Annotated in this window: 15 protein-coding genes; 11 read left to right on the forward strand and 4 right to left on the reverse strand. The window is 67.2% G+C overall.

The window, feature by feature from the left end:
- Positions 1-239: 239 nt before the first annotated feature.
- Positions 240-1316 carry a DNA integrity scanning diadenylate cyclase DisA gene (gene disA, locus AC1DRE_RS05425; RefSeq protein WP_214951760.1) on the forward strand — a complete coding sequence of 359 codons (1077 nt, stop codon included), beginning with the start codon at positions 240-242 and terminating at the stop codon, positions 1314-1316.
- Here disA and AC1DRE_RS05430 read toward each other — a convergent pair.
- Positions 1313-3043 (reverse strand): sialidase family protein, encoded by a 1731-nt coding sequence (locus tag AC1DRE_RS05430; protein WP_476983671.1) that lies wholly within the window; start codon positions 3041-3043, stop codon positions 1313-1315. The two genes, disA and AC1DRE_RS05430, sit on opposite strands and share 4 nt — an antisense overlap.
- Positions 3044-3183: 140 nt before the next feature.
- On the opposite strand from AC1DRE_RS05430, the gene AC1DRE_RS05435 reads away from it, so the two are divergent.
- The 8 genes from AC1DRE_RS05435 to nagA all read left to right on the forward strand — a co-directional run bounded on the left by AC1DRE_RS05435 (position 3184) and on the right by nagA (position 12830).
- Positions 3184-4827, forward strand: a complete 1644-nt coding sequence (locus AC1DRE_RS05435) for an ABC transporter substrate-binding protein (RefSeq protein ID WP_476983672.1) — start codon at positions 3184-3186, stop codon at positions 4825-4827.
- Positions 4828-4862: 35 nt separating this feature from the next.
- Positions 4863-5819, forward strand: a complete 957-nt coding sequence (locus AC1DRE_RS05440; RefSeq protein WP_476983673.1) for an ABC transporter permease — start codon at positions 4863-4865, stop codon at positions 5817-5819.
- A gap of 3 nt (positions 5820-5822) precedes the next feature.
- Entirely contained in the window at positions 5823-7961 is a 2139-nt protein-coding gene (locus AC1DRE_RS05445; RefSeq protein ID WP_476983674.1) for a dipeptide/oligopeptide/nickel ABC transporter permease/ATP-binding protein, read from the forward strand.
- Complete coding sequence (locus AC1DRE_RS05450; protein ID WP_476983675.1) at positions 7958-8764, forward strand: ATP-binding cassette domain-containing protein; 807 nt, start codon at positions 7958-7960, stop codon at positions 8762-8764. The genes AC1DRE_RS05445 and AC1DRE_RS05450 overlap by 4 nt, the downstream gene beginning before the upstream one ends.
- A gap of 37 nt (positions 8765-8801) precedes the next feature.
- Positions 8802-9731, forward strand: a complete 930-nt coding sequence (locus AC1DRE_RS05455) for a dihydrodipicolinate synthase family protein (RefSeq protein ID WP_476983676.1) — start codon at positions 8802-8804, stop codon at positions 9729-9731.
- 142 nt (positions 9732-9873) lie between these two features.
- On the forward strand, positions 9874-10836 hold the full coding sequence (locus AC1DRE_RS05460; protein WP_476983677.1) for an ROK family protein: 963 nt from the start codon (positions 9874-9876) through the stop codon (positions 10834-10836).
- 2 nt (positions 10837-10838) lie between these two features.
- Positions 10839-11525 carry an N-acetylmannosamine-6-phosphate 2-epimerase gene (locus tag AC1DRE_RS05465; protein ID WP_476983678.1) on the forward strand — a complete coding sequence of 229 codons (687 nt, stop codon included), beginning with the start codon at positions 10839-10841 and terminating at the stop codon, positions 11523-11525.
- A gap of 45 nt (positions 11526-11570) precedes the next feature.
- Positions 11571-12830, forward strand: a complete 1260-nt coding sequence (gene nagA / locus AC1DRE_RS05470; RefSeq protein WP_476983679.1) for an N-acetylglucosamine-6-phosphate deacetylase — start codon at positions 11571-11573, stop codon at positions 12828-12830.
- Position 12831: 1 nt separating this feature from the next.
- Here the strand turns inward: nagA and AC1DRE_RS05475 are convergent, their stop codons facing one another.
- The 3 genes from AC1DRE_RS05475 to AC1DRE_RS05485 form a co-directional block, all read right to left on the reverse strand.
- Complete coding sequence (locus AC1DRE_RS05475; protein ID WP_476983680.1) at positions 12832-13632, reverse strand: glucosamine-6-phosphate deaminase; 801 nt, start codon at positions 13630-13632, stop codon at positions 12832-12834.
- Positions 13633-13688: 56 nt separating this feature from the next.
- The gene (locus tag AC1DRE_RS05480; protein WP_476983883.1) at positions 13689-14414 is read right to left on the reverse strand and encodes a FadR/GntR family transcriptional regulator; all 726 of its coding nucleotides are present in this window, start codon (positions 14412-14414) and stop codon (positions 13689-13691) included.
- A 169-nt stretch (positions 14415-14583) separates the two neighbouring features.
- A complete protein-coding gene (locus AC1DRE_RS05485; protein WP_476983681.1) occupies positions 14584-15258 on the reverse strand; it encodes a hypothetical protein in 675 nt (224 codons plus the stop codon).
- Between the two features lie 252 nt (positions 15259-15510).
- On the opposite strand from AC1DRE_RS05485, the gene AC1DRE_RS05490 reads away from it, so the two are divergent.
- Together AC1DRE_RS05490 and AC1DRE_RS05495 are read left to right on the forward strand one after the other, a co-directional pair.
- Complete coding sequence (locus tag AC1DRE_RS05490; protein WP_476983884.1) at positions 15511-16329, forward strand: HhH-GPD family protein; 819 nt, start codon at positions 15511-15513, stop codon at positions 16327-16329.
- Positions 16330-16405: 76 nt separating this feature from the next.
- Complete coding sequence (locus tag AC1DRE_RS05495) at positions 16406-16903, forward strand: hypothetical protein (RefSeq protein ID WP_476983682.1); 498 nt, start codon at positions 16406-16408, stop codon at positions 16901-16903.
- Positions 16904-16908 lie beyond the last annotated feature (5 nt).

Below are 16908 nucleotides of genomic sequence, written 5' to 3' on the forward strand. Positions count from 1 at the left end.
GCGGGAGGCGCCGCCGGTGGGCGGCCAACTGCCGCCTCCCGCCGCCGTCGTTCGGGGCCTTCCAGAGCCCCGGCGGCGTCATGCCCAATGGGCCACTTTGAGGCTTGTCCGTGCGGTTAATGCACATCTTTGCCTCTAGGATGGAGCCAGTGGGAAATTGAGTACTTTTGATCCTGCCGGCGGAATCGTAAAACCGGCATACCTGCGGGCTGCAGCCTGCACCTTTGAAGGGAAAACCTATGGCTCGGAGCCCTGAAGATTCGCTTAAGGCGACTCTGGGCAGAGTGGCTCCAGGCACCGCTCTGCGCGATGGCCTGGAACGCATCCTCCGCGGGCGCACCGGCGCACTGATCGTCCTGGGCTCGGACCGCACCATTGAGTCCATCTGCTCCGGCGGATTCGATATCGGGATCGATTTCTCCCCCACACGGCTTCGCGAACTTGCCAAGATGGACGGCGCCATCATTTGCGACAAGGACGCCGGCAACATCCTCCGGGCCGCCGTGCAGCTGGTTCCGGACTCAAGCATCGAAACCCAGGAATCCGGCACCAGGCACCGCACCGCCGAACGCGTCGCCATCCAGACCGGCGTCCCGGTGATCTCGGTCAGCCAGTCCATGCAGATCATCGCCCTCTACGTGAACGGCCTGCGGCACGTCCTGGAGGGCTCCGAAAAGGTCCTGGCCCGCGCCAACCAGGCGCTGGCCACCCTCGAACGCTACCGTTCCCGCCTGGACCAGGTCACCAGCTCGCTCTCCGCGCTGGAAATCGAAGCCATGGTGACCGTCCGCGACGTCGCGGTCACCCTGCAGCGCCAGGAAATGGTGCGCCGGATCTCCGAGGAGATCTCCCAGTACGTCCTTGAACTCGGCGAGGACGGGCGCCTGCTTTCGCTGCAGCTGGACGAGCTCACGGTGGGCCGCGGTCCCGGCAGCGATGTGATCATCCGCGACTACGCCGGCCCGAACGCGTCCCCGGAGGACATCGACGGCGCCGTCAGCGCCCTGCTCAACCTGGGCCCCACCGAGCTGATCGACCTCAGCAGGATCGCCGGCATCATCGGCTTCGCCGGCGGCGTGGACACGCTCGACGCCGTGGTGCAGCCGCGCGGGTACCGCCTCCTGTCCGGCCTGAAGGCAGTGCCCAAGGCCGTGGCGGACAGGCTCGTTGACCACTTCGGCGGCCTCCAGTACCTGATGGCAGCCACCATCGATGACCTCATGACCGTGGACGGCATCGGCGACCAGCGGGCCCGCACAGTCCGGGAGGGCCTGAGCCGGATGGCCGAGGCGAGCCTCCTGGACCGGTTCCTCTAAGTCCTGGTTGCGGTTGGGCTTGCGGCCACGCTGCCGTCCGCCATGTTGAAGACGAACCTGCGCTCCAGCCGCTGCACGTGGCCGCCGTCCGTCCATTCCACTCCGTACCTGATGTCCAGCCGGCCGTTTTCCACATCCTGCGCCGTCACGGTGCAGACCGGGGTGAAATACAGTACTTCCTCGCCCGGCCGCAGGTCTGCGGCTTCGAATTCCGCAGCGCCCGGACCCGTCAGCCGCACGCCGGACGCTGCACCGGTTCCCGTATTGCGGGCCCGCCCGGTGAAGGCAAGGATGTCCCCCGCCTTGTAGCCGGGGATGACCGGCCCATAGTTCAGGTCCTGTGCCTCCCTCGTGCCGATCACCTGGGCAGATTCCCGCGAGTAGCCCTGCCCGATCTCCTTCCAGGTGTGGACGTCCCAGCCGTCCGCTGCGGCGGGCGCCATCACATGGAATTCCCCGGCGTTGCGCCACACGTCGGGACGGCCGGGCGTGATGGAACGCAGTTCCATGTCGAAAACCAGTCCGTCGCCTGCCGGCCCGCCTTGCGGGGGTTCCGCGGCGTCCGTGAGCTGGGCTGCGGGGATGGAGCAGAACACAATTTCCCGGTAGCCCTGGCGCTCATAGAGCACACCGATGTTGCCGTCCGGGAGGCGTGCCACGGTGGAATAGGCCGAACTGCCCGCGCAAATGACGAGCTTCACCGGCCAGCTTGCCCCGTTGTCCCTGGAGAGGCTAAGGACCGTATTACGGCGCAGCGCGGAATCGTGGTTGTTGCTTGCCAGCAGCCACGCGTCCGTTTCGGCCGAGGCGTGGCCTGCGGGAGACGGCAGTCCGTCAAAACGCGAGAGCGAGCCGTTGTCGCTCGGGTCCGGGAGGTCCTGGACGGGGACCAGCGGAGTCCAGCTGTGGCCGCCGTCGCCGGAGACCGCTGACAGCCGGTGCGGTGCGGCACGGCTGTGCAGCAGCAGCCTGCCGTCGCTGAGGCACACAACCTTGTTCTCGTTGGGCGACGGCGTCGCCACGCCTGCCGCCGGCGACGAGTCGCCATCCGCCGCGCCGACGAACTCCCCCAGCGTCCAGGTTTCCCCATGGTCGTCACTGTAGGCGGAGGCTGCCACGATGCTCCCGTCGACCAGGAGCACGTACTGCTGGAGGAGCCTGCCGGCGAAGGCCCCGGCATGGATCTGGATGCCCTGGCCCGCTGCGGCGAAGAGCCCGGTTATTCCGCGGTCTTCGGGGGCTCGGCCGGTTCCGGGCTTGAGCTGGGCGGTGAGGCGGCGATGCTGCCACGTCAGGCCGTCGTCGTCGGAAAAGCTGACGTCGCAATGCTGGATCCCGTCGTCGTTCCCCACTCCTGCGGCTGCTTCGAAGAAGCCTGCGCGGGTGCCCGCCGCATGGAACATAAAGACCCGGCCCGTTTCCGCGTCCACCAGGAGGCTCGGATCCCCGTAGCCCTCAAGCCCGACGCCGGTGCGCACCACCTGCTGGTCCTGCCAGGACCGCCCGCTGTCCACGCTGCGCCGTAGCAGAAGATCAATCGGACTGGGAAGATCATCAAGGTTGGGTCGTCCGTCGTAAGCGGCGAGGAGGGTGCCCCGGGGCGTCACGGCGAGCGCAGGAATCCTGTACTGGCGGTAGCCGCCCCGGCCGCGTTCGGCCAGCACGTGTTCAACGTCGGGCCGCGCAACGGGCATGCCGTCGGCGAATTCCAGAAGGTGGGATGTCATATCTTCATAGTAGAAGCCCGGAACCACAGGCCAAAGCGACCCGACTCACACTTGACGGAACGGTGTGACCACCCTTACAGTTTTTCCTACGAGCATCGGACGTCCTACATCCGATAACTATCTGAACGGTGAGGCATCTCATGGATAAGACGATCAAGAACCTGCCGCTGGTCAATTCCGCCAGCCGTAGGAACTTCCTCAAACTGACCGGCGCTGCGGGCGTCGCTGCCGCATTCGCCAGCACCCTGGCAGCCTGCGGCAGCCCGGCAGCCACCACAACGGGCGCCGCCGGAACCACGGCACCGATCAATAAGGACCTCATCATCGAGGCCGGCATCTCCTACGCCCTCTCCACCGGGTTTGATCCGCTGTCCTCCTCCGGTGCCACACCCTTGGCCGCCAACCTGCACGTCTACGAAGGCCTCATCGAACTGCACCCGGCCACCCGCGAGCCGTACAACGCCCTCGCTGCCGCAGACCCGAAGATGGTCAGCCCGACGACCTATCAGGTGTCCCTCCGCCAGGGCGCCAAGTTCCACGACGGCACCCCGGTCACGGCAGACGACGTCGTCTTCTCGTTCACCCGGGTGATGGATCCGGCCAACAAGTCCCTGTTCTCGCAGTTCATCCCCTTCATCAAGGAAGTGAAGGCCGTCGACGCGGCCACGGTCGAATTCACCCTCAAGTACGCCTTCCCCGGCTTCGGTCCGCGGATCTCCGTGGTCAAGGTGGTCCCCAAGGCACTCGCCAACTTCCCGCTGGGCTCGGAGCAGCTCAAGGCATTCGACGCCAAGCCGGTCGGCACCGGCCCGTACAAACTCATCTCCGCGGTCAAGGACGACAAGATCGTCTTCGAAGCCAACCCCGACTACAACGGCCCGATGCCGGCCCTCGCAAAGGGCATGACCTGGCTGCTGCTGTCCGATGCCGCCGCACGCGTCACCGCCATGCAGTCCGGCCGCGTGCAGGCAATCGAGGACGTCCCCTACCTGGATATGGACGGACTCAAAGCCAAGGCGACGGTGGAATCCGTCCAGTCCTTCGGCATGCTGTTCCTGATGTTCAACTGCACCAAGGGCCCGTTCGCCGACAAGCGCGTCCGGCAGGCCCTGCACTACGGCCTGGACAAGGACTCCATCATCAAGAAGGCCCTGTTCGGCAACGCCAAGGCGGCCAGCTCCTACTTCCAGGAAGGGCACCCGGACTACGTCAAGGCGAAGACCGTCTACTCCTACGACGCCAAGAAGGCCGAGGACCTGCTCAAGGAAGCCGGCGTCACCAGCCTCGAATTCGAACTGCTGACAACGGACACTGCCTGGGTCAAGGACGTCGCTCCGCTGATGCTCGAATCCTGGAACAAGATTCCCGGCGTGAAGGTCACGCTCAAGAACCTGCAGTCCGGCGCCTTGTACACGGACCGCGTCGGCAAGGGCGACTACAGCGTGGTTGCCGCGCCGGGTGATCCGTCGGTCTTCGGCAACGACGCCGACCTGCTGCTCAGCTGGTTCTACGCCGGTGACACCTGGATGAAGGGCCGCGCCTACTGGGCCTCGACTCCGGAGCGTGCGGAACTGGTGGACCTCATGGCCAAAGCCGGCCAGTCCGCCGGGGCCGAAGCCAAGAAGCTGACCGGCGAAATCGTCGACCTGGTTTCCGAGGAAGTTCCGTTGTACCCGATCTTCCACCGCCAGCTCCCCAGCGCGTGGGACACCAAGAAGCTCAGCGGCTTCAAGCCGCTGCCCACCACCGGCGTCTCCTTCGTCGGTGTCGGCCGCACGGCCTAGGCCAGAGCCACCCCCAGATCACACCGGAGAATACATTGGTCACGATATTGCGTCTGCTCGGCCGAAGGCTCGCAGCACTGCCCCTGATGATCTTGGGCATCACCTTGCTGGTGTTCCTGGTCCTGCAGGCCGCACCCGGCGACCAGGCAAGCAGCGCCCTCGGTGAGGGCGCCAGCGAGGAAGCCAAGGAACAGTACCGCCAGGACAACGGCCTCAACGACCCGTTGTTCCTGCAGTACTTTGGCTTCCTCGCAAAACTCCTCCGCTTTGACCTGGGGACCACCACTCCCCCGGCGAAGTCAGTGGCCACCATGATCGGTTCGGCCTTCCCGCTGACCCTTCAGCTGACGCTGCTGGGCGTGCTGATCGCCGTCGTCCTGTCACTGGCCTTCGGAATCATCGGAGCCCTGTACCGGGACAAGTGGCAGGACCAGCTGGTGCGTGTGTTCTCGATCGCGGCGGTTGCCACGCCGTCGTTCTGGCTGGGCATCCTGCTGATCCAGTGGTTCGCCCTCGGCTCCAGTCCGATGTTCCCCTCGGGCGGCATCGCGACGCCGGAATCCGGCTTCGGCGGCTGGCTCAACTCCATGGCCCTGCCCGCCCTGGCCCTCGGCATCCCGGTCTCCGCGTCCCTCATCCGCGTGGTCCGCACCTCGATGGTGGAGGAGCTGGACCGGGACTACGTCCGCACGGCGATCGGAAACGGCGTCCCGTACCGCGAAGTGGTGTCCCGGAACGTGCTGCGGAACGCCCTGGTTACCCCGGTGACCGTGCTGGGACTCAGGATCGGCTACCTGTTGGGCGGCGCCGTCGTGATTGAAATGATCTTTGCCCTCCCCGGCATGGGCCAGCTGATCCTCAACGGCATCACCAATCTCGACGTCAACCTGGTACAGGGCGTGGTGCTGACCATCTCCGTGACTTTCGTCCTGGTGAACATCGCCGTCGACCTTCTCTACCTGCTCATCAATCCCCGAATCAGGACGGTCTGACCCATGCGAAGCAAACTCGCTGAACGGCTCAGCGCCCCGGGGCTCCGTTTCAAGGCCCTGCCCTGGAGCTCCCGCTTTGCGCTCGTGTTCCTGGTGGCCGTCATCGCTGCTGCCATCCTGGCTCCGGTGCTCGCCCCGCATGATCCGCTCGAATCCTTCATCCCCGCCACCGCCCCCGGCGCCGAGCACCTCTTCGGCACCGACCGGCTGGGGCGCGACATCTTCTCCCGCCTGCTGTACGGCTCGCAGTCCTCGCTGCTGATCGGCCTGGGCGCCGTGGCCCTGGCCGTGGCAGCCGGAGCCCTGCTGGGGTCCCTGGCCGCGACGTCCAGCAAGGCAGTCAACGAACTGATCATGCGCCTGATGGACATCCTCATGGCGTTCCCCGGCATCGCCCTGGCTGCGGTCCTGCTGGCGGCCTTCGGCAACTCGGTACCCACCATCATCGTGGCAATTGCCGTCATCTACACTCCGCAGCTGGCCCGCGTGGTCCGCGCCAACGTGCTGTCGCAGTACGGCGAGGATTATGTCCGCGCCGAGCGGGTGATCGGGGCGGGCCGGTTCTACATCCTGCTCAAGCACATCGTCCGCAACACGGCAGCCCCCGTCCTCGTGTTCGCCACGGTCATGGTGGCCGATGCCATCATCCTCGAGGCATCGCTGTCCTTCCTGGGCGCCGGAGTGCAGGACCCCGCCCCGTCCTGGGGCAATGTGATCTCCTACGGCCGCAACCTTGTCCTCTCGGGCGGCTGGTGGGCCACCACTTTCGCGGGCCTCACCATCCTGCTGACGGTGCTGGCCCTGAACATCCTGGCCGAAGGCCTCACCGACGCCATGGTGAACCCGAAGCTGCGCAGGGCGCCCGTAGTGAAGGACGACGACGGCTCGGCCGCCGCTGCCGCCGTCGTCGCCGTTGACACGGAAATCGGCACGTCGGTGGCCCAGCCGTCCGTTGCGGAAGCGCACGAGCTCGACGGCGTGCGCGCGGCGTCCGGTGACGCCCTCACCGAAGAGGACTACACCAAATCAGCCCTGCTGACTGATGTGAGGCGCACCGATGTGAAGGTGGCCGTCGCCAACCCGCACCTCCTGCTCGACCGGGAGCTGGAACTCCTGGCAGCCATCGAAGCCAAGCGCACCGACCGCCTCCCGCAGGTGCCCCGGGACGCCCGCACGGTGCTGGAGGTCAAGAACCTGTCCATCCGCTTCCCGGGCCGCTTCGGCGACACCGCGATCGTGGACAACGTCTCCTTCACTGTCCGCGAGGGCGAGACCATGGGCCTCGTTGGCGAGTCCGGCTGCGGCAAGTCCATCACCTCGCTCGCAGTCATGGGCCTCCTGCCCAAAACAGCGCGGATCAGCGGATCCATCACGTTCGACGGCAAGGAACTGCTGGACCCGGCCACGGGGCACAGCAGCCCCAAGGCGTACGAAGGGCTGCGCGGCGAACAGATCGCCATGGTCTACCAGGACGCCCTGAGCTCCCTGAACCCCTCCATGAAGATCAAGGAGCAGATGGAGCAGCTGACCCGCCGCGGCGGCCGCAAGACCCCCGCGGAGCTCCTTGAGATGGTCAAGCTGGATCCCGTCCGGACGCTGGCCAGCTACCCGCATGAGCTCTCCGGCGGCCAGCGCCAACGGGTGCTGATAGCCATGGCCCTCTCCCGCTCGCCGAAGATCGTTGTTGCCGACGAACCCACCACGGCCCTGGACGTCACGGTCCAGAAGCAGGTTGTTGACCTGCTCAACGAACTGCGCGAACAGCTCGGCTTCGCCATGGTCTTCGTCAGCCACGACCTCGCCCTGGTCGCCTCGCTGGCCCACCGCATCACGGTCATGTACGCCGGCCAGGTGGTGGAATCCGCACAGGCCTCCGAGCTCCTGCAAAACCCGAAGCACGAATACACCCGGGGCCTGCTCGGTGCCGTTCTTTCCATTGAGGCCGACGCCGTCCGGCTGCACCAGATCCCCGGCACCGTCCCGTCCCCGCGTGACTTCGCCCCGGGCGACCGCTTCGCGGCGCGCTCCCTGCGCACCGATGCCGACCCCAACCGGAAGCTGGTCCTCACGGCTGTCCGGTCCGCCAAGGGCGAAGAAGCCGACCACTATTGGGCGAGCCACCTGAAGGAGGATGCGAAATGAGTGAATCAACCGGCAAGCCGGTCATCGAACTCAAGGACGTCAAGGTCCACCACCATGCGAGGACCGGCGGGCTGTTCCGGCCGAACATCGTCAAGGCAGTCGACGGCGTCGACTTCACCATCAGCCGCGGCGAAACCGTCGGCATCGTGGGCGAGTCCGGCTGCGGCAAGTCAACGCTGGCCTCGGTGCTGGTGGGGCTGCAGACGCCAACCTCCGGCGAGGTCCTGTTCCACGGCAAGCCCGCCATCAAGCGGAACGCCGCCATGCGCAAGGAGTTCGGCCGCTCCGTTTCCGTGGTCTTCCAGGACCCTGCAACGGCGCTGAATCCGCGCATGACCATCCAGGACATCCTGACCGACCCGCTGCAGATCCACGGCATCGGCACTGCCGCGTCGCGTGCCGCCAAGGTGGGCGAGCTGCTGGCCCTCGTGGGCCTGCCGCAGTCAGCGGCGGAGGTTACGCCGTCGCAGGTCTCCGGCGGCCAGCGCCAGCGTGTGGCGATCGCCCGCGCCCTGGCGCTGGATCCGGACATCATCGTGGCGGACGAACCGACCTCGGCCCTCGACGTCTCGGTGCGCGCGCAGGTGCTGAACCTCCTGTCGGACCTGAAAACCCAGCTGAACCTCGGCATGGTGTTCATCTCGCACGACATCCAGACCGTCCGCTACGTCTCGGACCGCATCTGCGTCATGTACTTCGGCCGGATCGTCGAACAAGGCGCCGCCGCCCAGGTCTTCGACAACCCCGGCAACGACTACACCAAGAAGCTGCTGGGCGCCGCACCGAGCCTGCTCCATATCTAGTTTTTCCCTTCATCAGTCCCAAACAACGGAGAATTCTGTGTCCAGTCAGTTCCAGGGCGTCATCCCCCCGGTCATCACCCCGCGCCACACCGACGGCAGCATCGACACCGCGTCGCTGAAGAACGTCACCAAGCACCTGATCGACGGCGGTGTGTCCGGCCTCTTCGTCCTCGGTTCCTCCGGCGAAGTCCCGTACCTGACCAACGCGGAGCGTGAACTCGTAGTCTCCACCATCGCAGAGGCCAACGCGTCTGTTGGTGCTCGCGCGGTGCCGCTGATCGTGGGCGCCAACGAGCAGACAACCAACCGCGTGATCGAAGAGGCCAAAAAGGTCATCGACCTCGGCGCCGACGCCATTGTGGTCACTTCCATGTACTACGCCATCGGCAACGCCGCGGAAACCGAAACCCACTTCCGGGCCATCCATGCCGCCGTCGACAAGCCGATCTTCGCCTACGACGTCCCGGTCCGCACGCACTTCAAACTGCCCACCGACCTCCTGGTCCGTTTGGGCCGGGAAGGCGTCATTGCCGGCGTCAAGGACTCCTCCGGGGACGACGTCTCCTTCCGCCAGCTCCTCCTCGCAGCAAAGGACATCCCGAACTTCGACATCTTCACGGGCCACGAAGTAGTGGTCGACGGCGCCCTCCTCGGCGGCGCCCAGGGCGTTGTCCCGGGCCTCGGCAACGTGGATCCCGCCGGCTACCGCCGCCTCTTCGACGCCACCCAGGCCGGCGACTGGGCCGCGGCCGTCCGCGAACAGGACCGTCTGGCCGACGTCTTCGAGATCGTCTACGCCCCCAACGGCCGCGTCTCCGGCGGAGCCGCCGGCCTGGGCGCCTTCAAGACCGCCCTGCAGCTCATGGGCGTCATCGAATCCAACACCATGAGCGCGCCCATGCTGTCCCTGAACGACGACGAAGCCAAGGCCATCAAGGTCATCCTCGAACGCAACGGGCTGGTCTAGGTGCTGCGGGTGGTGGCGACATTTTCCGGCTGCTGCGCTCGTTCCTCACGCAACAACGCAGCCTACGAAAATGCCACCACCACCACCCGCCTGTTTGGCCGTCCGGCGATCGAGCCTGCCCTGATCCCTTGTTAGGAAGAATATGATGTACGCGATTGGCGTTGACCTGGGTGGTACTAAGACTGCTGCCGGGGTTGTTTCCGGGGATGGCGAGGTGCTGTTTTCGGAGACCATTCCTACCCTTAACCGCGACGGTGGTGGGGCGATCCTTGATGCTACTGCTGCGCTGGTTTCGGGGCTGATTTCCCGGGCTGGTGCCATCGGGATCGCCGTCGATCGTGTTGGGGTTGGTTCTGCCGGGGTGATAGATGCCTCGCGCGGGGTGGTGGTTTCCGCGACGGACGCGATCCTTGGCTGGGCCGGGACCGAGCTGACTGTCGGGCTGGCCTCACGGCTGGGGTTGCCGCCGTCAGCCGTAATGGCAGTGAACGACGTCCACGCCCATGCGCTCGGCGAGGCCTGGACCGGTGCCGCGGCTGGAACGGCGAGTTCGCTCCTGGTGGCCTTCGGCACCGGCGTCGGGGGCAGTTTTGTCTTGCACGGCGAGCCTGTCCTCGGGCACCGCTTCGTGGGCGGGCACGTGGGGCACTTCGCCTCCCCGTACGCGTTCGACGGCGGCACCCCGCTCCCCTGCGTCTGCGGCGGATCCGGCCATGTGGAGGCCATCGCCGCCGGTCCGGCCGTGCGCGAATCGTACTTCCGCTTCGGCGGGCGGGCCCCGGCAGTAGACGCCCGAGCCGTCTTTGCCCTCGCCGCAACCGGCGACGCTGCGGCGGTCAGGGCGGTCGGCGTCGCAGCTGCCGCGGCCGGGCAGGCCGTGGGCGGCCTCGCCAACGTCCTCGACCCCAAGGTAGTTGTGGTCTCCGGTGGCCTATCCGACGCCGGCTCGTCGTGGTGGGAGCCGATGGAACGATCCCTGCGCGCCGAACTCCTGCCTTCACTCGCTGATTTATCTGTGCTTCCTGCCGCTCTAGGCAACGCCGCCGCCCTGGTGGGCGCCGCCAGCCTCGTCCTCACCTCCACCCCTGAGCTCCAAAGGAACTGACCGTGATCCTGACCCCCGATGCCCTCGAGTCCCTCCGCGGCCGGCTGATTGTGTCGTGCCAGGCGTACCCCGGCGAGCCCATGCGGGATCCGCGCACCACCGGTCAGGTGGCTGCGTCGGCGGTGATCGGCGGCGCAGCGGCCGTAAGGGTACAGGGGCTGGCAGACATCCAGTTCACCCGCGCGGCCGTCGAAGTTCCCGTGATCGGGCTCTGGAAAGACGGCCACGACGGCGTGTTCATCACCCCCACGCTCCGGCATGCCCTCTCAGTCGCGAACGCCGGGGCGCACGTCGTCGCGCTGGACGGGACCCGCCGCGAGCGCCCGGACGGGCTGACCCTCGCCCGGACGATCGCAGGGCTCCGCGCGGAATCCCATGCATTGGTAATGGCCGACTGCGGCTCCCTTGCGGACGCCGCAGCAGCCGTGGAGGCAGGCGCCGACCTGATCGGCACCACCCTTGCCGGCTACACCGGCGAGCGCCCCAAGACCAAGGGCCCTGACTTCTCATTGCTGGAGCAGATCGCGTCGGCGGAGCTCGGCCGGCCGCTGATCGCGGAAGGACGCATCCACACGCCCGCCCAGGCCCGCCAGGCCCTCGACGCCGGCGCCTTCGCCGTCGTCGTCGGTACCGCCATCACGCACCCCGCCACGATCACCGGCTGGTTCAACGACGCCCTGCGATCCTGACCTCGCCCTGATTCTGAACGATCCCCTGCACCGAAAGCGGAACCTTTGACACCGGCTGACCTGTCCCCCTCCATTTCCAAAGCGTTCGGAAACGGGAGCTATGTCATGGCCGGCACGGTGCTCTCGGACGGACGGGCCCTCCCCGATCACGTGGTTGCCGTTGTGGGCGACCGCATAGCGTTCACCGGCCCGCGCGCTTCCTTTGACGCCGCGGACTACCCGGCTGCCGAGGACCTGAAACTCGCGGCCGGCAGCTTCATCCTCCCGGGCCTGGTCGATCTTCATTGCCATGGGGCGGCCGGCGGGGATTTCCCCGGCGGTGACGAAACCGCCTCCCGAACTGCGGTGGACTATCTGCACCGCCACGGCACCACAACCCTGCTGGCGAGCCTGGTCACCGCGTCCCCTGAGGACCTGTTGGACGGGATCAGGTCCCTGCGGGCCCTGGCCGGCGAGGGCCTTATCGCCGGCATCCATGCGGAGGGCCCGTTCCTGTCCGCGGCCCGGTGCGGGGCACAGAACCCGCGCTGGCTCCGGCACCCCGACCTGGCCCTGCTGGGCGAGATGCTGGAGGCTGCCGGCGGTTCGTTGAAGAGCATGACCTACGCCCCGGAACTGCCGGGCGCGCGTGACCTGGTGGGCGTTCTCGCCGGGAACGGAGTGACGCCGTCCCTGGGCCACACCGACGCGGATCCCGACGCTACCGCGGCCTCCCTGGAGCACGCCGCGGAATGCCTGGCTGCCGCCTCCGGTTCATGGCCCGGCACCCGGCCAACCGTGACGCACCTGTTCAACGGCATGCCGCCGCTGCACCACAGGAGCCCGGGACCGGTATCGGCCTGCCTGCGGCTCGCGCGTGCGGGAACAGCCGCGGTGGAGCTCATCGCCGACGGCGTCCACCTTTCACCCGAGACGGTGCGGATGGTGTTCGACCTCGTCGGAGCCGAAAATATCGTGCTGGTCACTGATTCCATGGCCGCTACCGGACTCCCTGACGGAGACTACGTCCTGGGTCCGGCTGCCGTTTCGGTCCGCAACGCCGTGGCCACCCTGCAGGGCAACGGAGCCCTTGCCGGCGGCACCGCGACGATGCTGGAGGTAGTCCGCCGGACCATCGACGCCGGGGTCTCGCCCGCCGATGCCGCGGCGTCCGCAAGCTGTGTGCCGGCCCGCATCATGGGCCTCGACGGCGACGTAGGAAGCGTCCGGCGCGGCATGCGTGCCGACCTGCTCGCCGTCGATGGGGATTTCGGGCTCCTCTACGTCCTGCGGGCCGGGGAACTGCTCAGCCGGGCCGCAGCCTGAGCTAACCGACGGACACGGTCCCGACCGCCATCGTGGGGACAACCACAGCCCGGACGGACACGGCCGCCGTCCCCTGCGTAGCGGTACGTCCCATCAGGTCAGCCGCGCCCTCATCCGCTATCACTGTCACGTGCGGATGGAGCTGCAGCACGGAGGCCGGGCAGTCCTGGGTTACCGGTCCGGTAAGGGCGCGGTGCAGGATTTCCGCCTTGTCTGTTCCGTGGACCACCAGCAGTAACTGGCGGGCCTCGAGGATGGTGCCGAGGCCTTGGGTAATGCACCGCTCCGGCACGTCCGCCGGGGAGTCGAAGTAACGCGAGTTCGCCTGCCGGGTCCGTTCCGTGAGGAACTCAACCCGCGTGCGGGATTCCAGCGCGGAGCCCGGTTCGTTGAAAGCCAGGTGGCCGTTGTGGCCGATGCCCAGCAGCTGGATATCGATCCCGCCGCTGCGGGCAATGGCCGCCTCGTAGTCGGTGGCAGCACGTTCGGGATCCGATGAGCTGCCGTCCGGGACAAAAACGTTGTCCGGGTCCAGGTGCAGCCTTTCGGTCACTTCCCGGCGGACAACTTCGGCGTAGCTTTCGGGATGGCCGGCGGGCAGGCCAACGTATTCGTCTAGCGCAAAACAGCGGACCCGTGACATGTCCAGCCCGTAGCCGGCCAGGGACCGGTACACGGGCAACGGCGAACCGCCCGTGGCCACTCCCAGCACGGCTTCCGGGTTGCTGCGGATCACGGCGGCCAGGAATCCCGCGCCGACTGCGCCGGCTGCCGCGGCGTCCTGAACTGTGAAAAATTCCATGCGAACGGGGCTCTCTATCTTTACTGACGGGGTGGGTGTGGTGCGGGCTGGCGGGTCTAGCGGGCCGCGACTGTCCGGAGCTTGCCGCGGATCCCGTCGAAGTGGCGCTGCAGGCGTTCGGAGGCCAGGGCTTTGTCGCCGGCCGACACCGCATCGTAGATCTCCCAGTGGTCGCGCACCTGCTGGACCAGGTCGACAGGGGCCGGGCCAAGCTCGCGATGAATCTGGCGGTAGACCTTCCAAAAAACGTCCATCAGGTTCATCAGGAGGTCATTGCGAAGGGGCGCGAACAGCCGCCGGTGGAACTCGGCGTCGTGGTTTGCAAGGGGTTCGCCGTTTGCCGCCGCCTCCTCCATCGCATTCAGGGCACCGCGGAGATCGTCGCGCTGTGAGTCCGTCATGAGGTCCATGGCCGAGCCGATCAGCCCGGACTCAAGGGCCTGGCGCACGTCGACCAGCTCCATGGCTTCCTCGCCCCGGTGGCGCAGGGAGAGCCGGCCCCTGAAGGCGAGACCGTCCGCAAGGGCATGGAAGTTGTTGGGGGCCACGAACGTGCCGAAGCCGTGACGGATCTCGATCACGCCCAGCGCCTGCAGGACCTTCAGGGACTCCCTGACCGTATTGCGGCCCACTCCGAGGGCCGCGGAGAGTTCGCCTTCCGTGGGAAGCGCATCACCCACATCCAGGCCCTGTTCCAGGATGAGCTCCATGATCCGGGTTTGCAGGGCGTGCGACCGCAGCTGCGCGCTGAAGCGGGCGGACGACACTTCTTGCGGGGCAATGGCCACGTCATTCTCCTAGGGGTCGGACCTGCCGTGGAGGCCGGATCAATCCACATTCTACAGGAGATGGGACGTCCTTCGTCCTAGAAGATCACAATCGATTGCTCCGTAACCGCCGTTCTGGGCACCCATAAGGGCTGTTGCGGAGCAATCGATACAAAAGGGAGGCTCAGTTGAGCTGGAAGACGGCCTTCGAGCTGGACTTGGTGCCCAGCCGGGCGACGAACATGTAATAGGCTCCGCCGGCCCCGGGCTTGGCGGACACCGCTCCGCAGCCGGGAACGCTGCGGTTGCGCTGCCACGGGAAGTTGGCGGTTTCGCTCTGGCCCGGCTCGAGCGTCTTCACGAGGTCGCCGCTCTCTGCCTGGCAGTCAACGGAGGAGAAAATCCGGTCGGAGCCGCTGGTCACCGTGTACTCCATTTGGGAGGTGCCAAGGTTCACCTCGCACGCCACTTTGCCGCCGTTGGTGACCTTCAAGGTGAGCAGCGGATTCTCGCCCGCAGCATAGGTTCCCTTGTCGGTCGATGCGGAGACCGTCACCAGGCTCTGGTCGCAGGTGGGCGTCGCCGGGACACTGGGGGTTGCGGAAGCCGCAGGCGAGGCCTGGACGGCCTCCCCGTCCGGTCCGTTCCGGTCCGTGGAGGAGGCCTGTTCGGAGGCGCGCATGGCGCCGGAGACGGCAGCAAAACCGCCCAGCGCCACTGAGGCGATGAGAAGCAGCACCAGGCCAACGAACAGCCTGCGACGGCGGTACACGGCTTTCAGCGGCGGCCGCCCCGACTGCCGGCCGGCCGTGCCCTTCGGTTTCGAACCGCTCTTTCCAGAAGTGCCTTGCCTGACCATCCTTCTAGGCTAGAGAACCCCGGGCACATTGACGCACCACCACGCCGGGAAGGCGGACCCCGGGCCAGTATCCACTACAGTATTTGCATCGAAGCCTTAGCCCTGACCACTGCCCTGCCTCCGGCGAGTCGCTCCGCGCCGCCGCTGGCCGCCCTGCACGAAGTCCTTGACGACTGGTTCGCGACCACTGCCAGGGAGCTGCCGTGGCGGGAACCCGAGTGCACTGCGTGGGGAGTCCTGGTCAGCGAGATCATGCTGCAGCAGACGCCCGTGGTCCGCGTCCTTCCCGTCTGGGAAGACTGGCTCCGCCGCTGGCCCACGCCTGCGCATTTGGCCGCCGAAGCCTCCGGCGAGGCCGTCCGGCACTGGGGCAGGCTTGGCTACCCGCGCCGGGCACTGCGCCTCCACGCCGCCGCCGTAGCCATTGTGGAACGGCACGGCGGCGAGGTCCCCGGAAACCATGCCGAGCTGCTGGAACTTCCCGGCGTGGGCAGCTACACGGCGGCAGCGGTCGCGGCGTTCGCCTTCGGCCGCCGCGAGACAGTGGTGGATACCAACATCCGCCGCGTCCATGCGCGGCTCTTCTCGGGCACGGCCTTGCCGTCGCAGTCGCTGACAGCCGCGGAAATGCGGCTCGCCGCTGAACTGCTGCCGGCCGACGTCGGACTCTCCGTCCGCTGGAACGCGGCAGTCATGGAGCTCGGCGCGCTGGTGTGCACGGCAAGGGCGCCGAAGTGCGCTGACTGCCCGGTCCGCGGGGCCTGCGCGTGGCTGGCGGCCGGCGAGCCGCCGCCGTCGTACACCCCGAAAGGGCAGTCCTGGCACGGCACTGACCGGCAGGTCCGGGGAGCCGTGATGGCCGTCCTCCGCCTGGCGGACTCCCCGGTGGCGCCGGAAATGTTCCACCGGCCTCCGGCGGACCTTGGCTTCGAAGCGGACGGCATCGGCATTCCGCTGGCAGCCCTGCACCGCCTGAATTCCGCGCCCGAGCAGCTCGAGCGCGCCCTGGCCGGGCTGGTCAGCGACGGCCTGGCCGAGCTGCACCTGGGCGGCCTCCGGCTCCCCGCCTAAGGCCGTTACCCATTCGTTCCGGGACTGAAACCACACTGTGCTGGCGCTGCCCCACCCGGCGGACCTACGCTGAAGCATGCGCAGCTTGGGCGTACTTCTGGCAGTGGTCACGACGTCGTTGCTACCGTCTGCGTGCCTGCCCGAGGCAGTGCCGTGCCCGGCCATCGCGCAGGCTCCGGTGGTGTCCCTGACGGTGGCGGTCAGCTATGCACCCGCCGTCAAAGCCATCCATCTGAAGGCCTGCCAGGACGGCACGTGCCGGGAAGCCGACCTGGAGCTGATGCCGGGCAGCACCGCAGTCGACATGGGCTGCGAACCCTCGGCCGGCCCTGACGGCACATGCTCCGCGACGTCCTCGCCCGACGGCACCCTCACGGGCATGCTGATGATGGATGTCCTGACCGAATCGCGCATTGACGCGACCGCAACGGGCACCTCCACGGCAGGGGCACCGTTGCCCGAGCGGACCCTGAGCTTCACGCCAAAGGCGGAATACCCGTACGGCGAACAGTGCGGAAAGTTCGTCACAGCCAGCCTGGTGTTGGACTCCGACGGCCTCAGGGAGGCTGGCTGACCCCG

Source organism: Arthrobacter sp. P4_H3, from assembly GCF_056400885.1.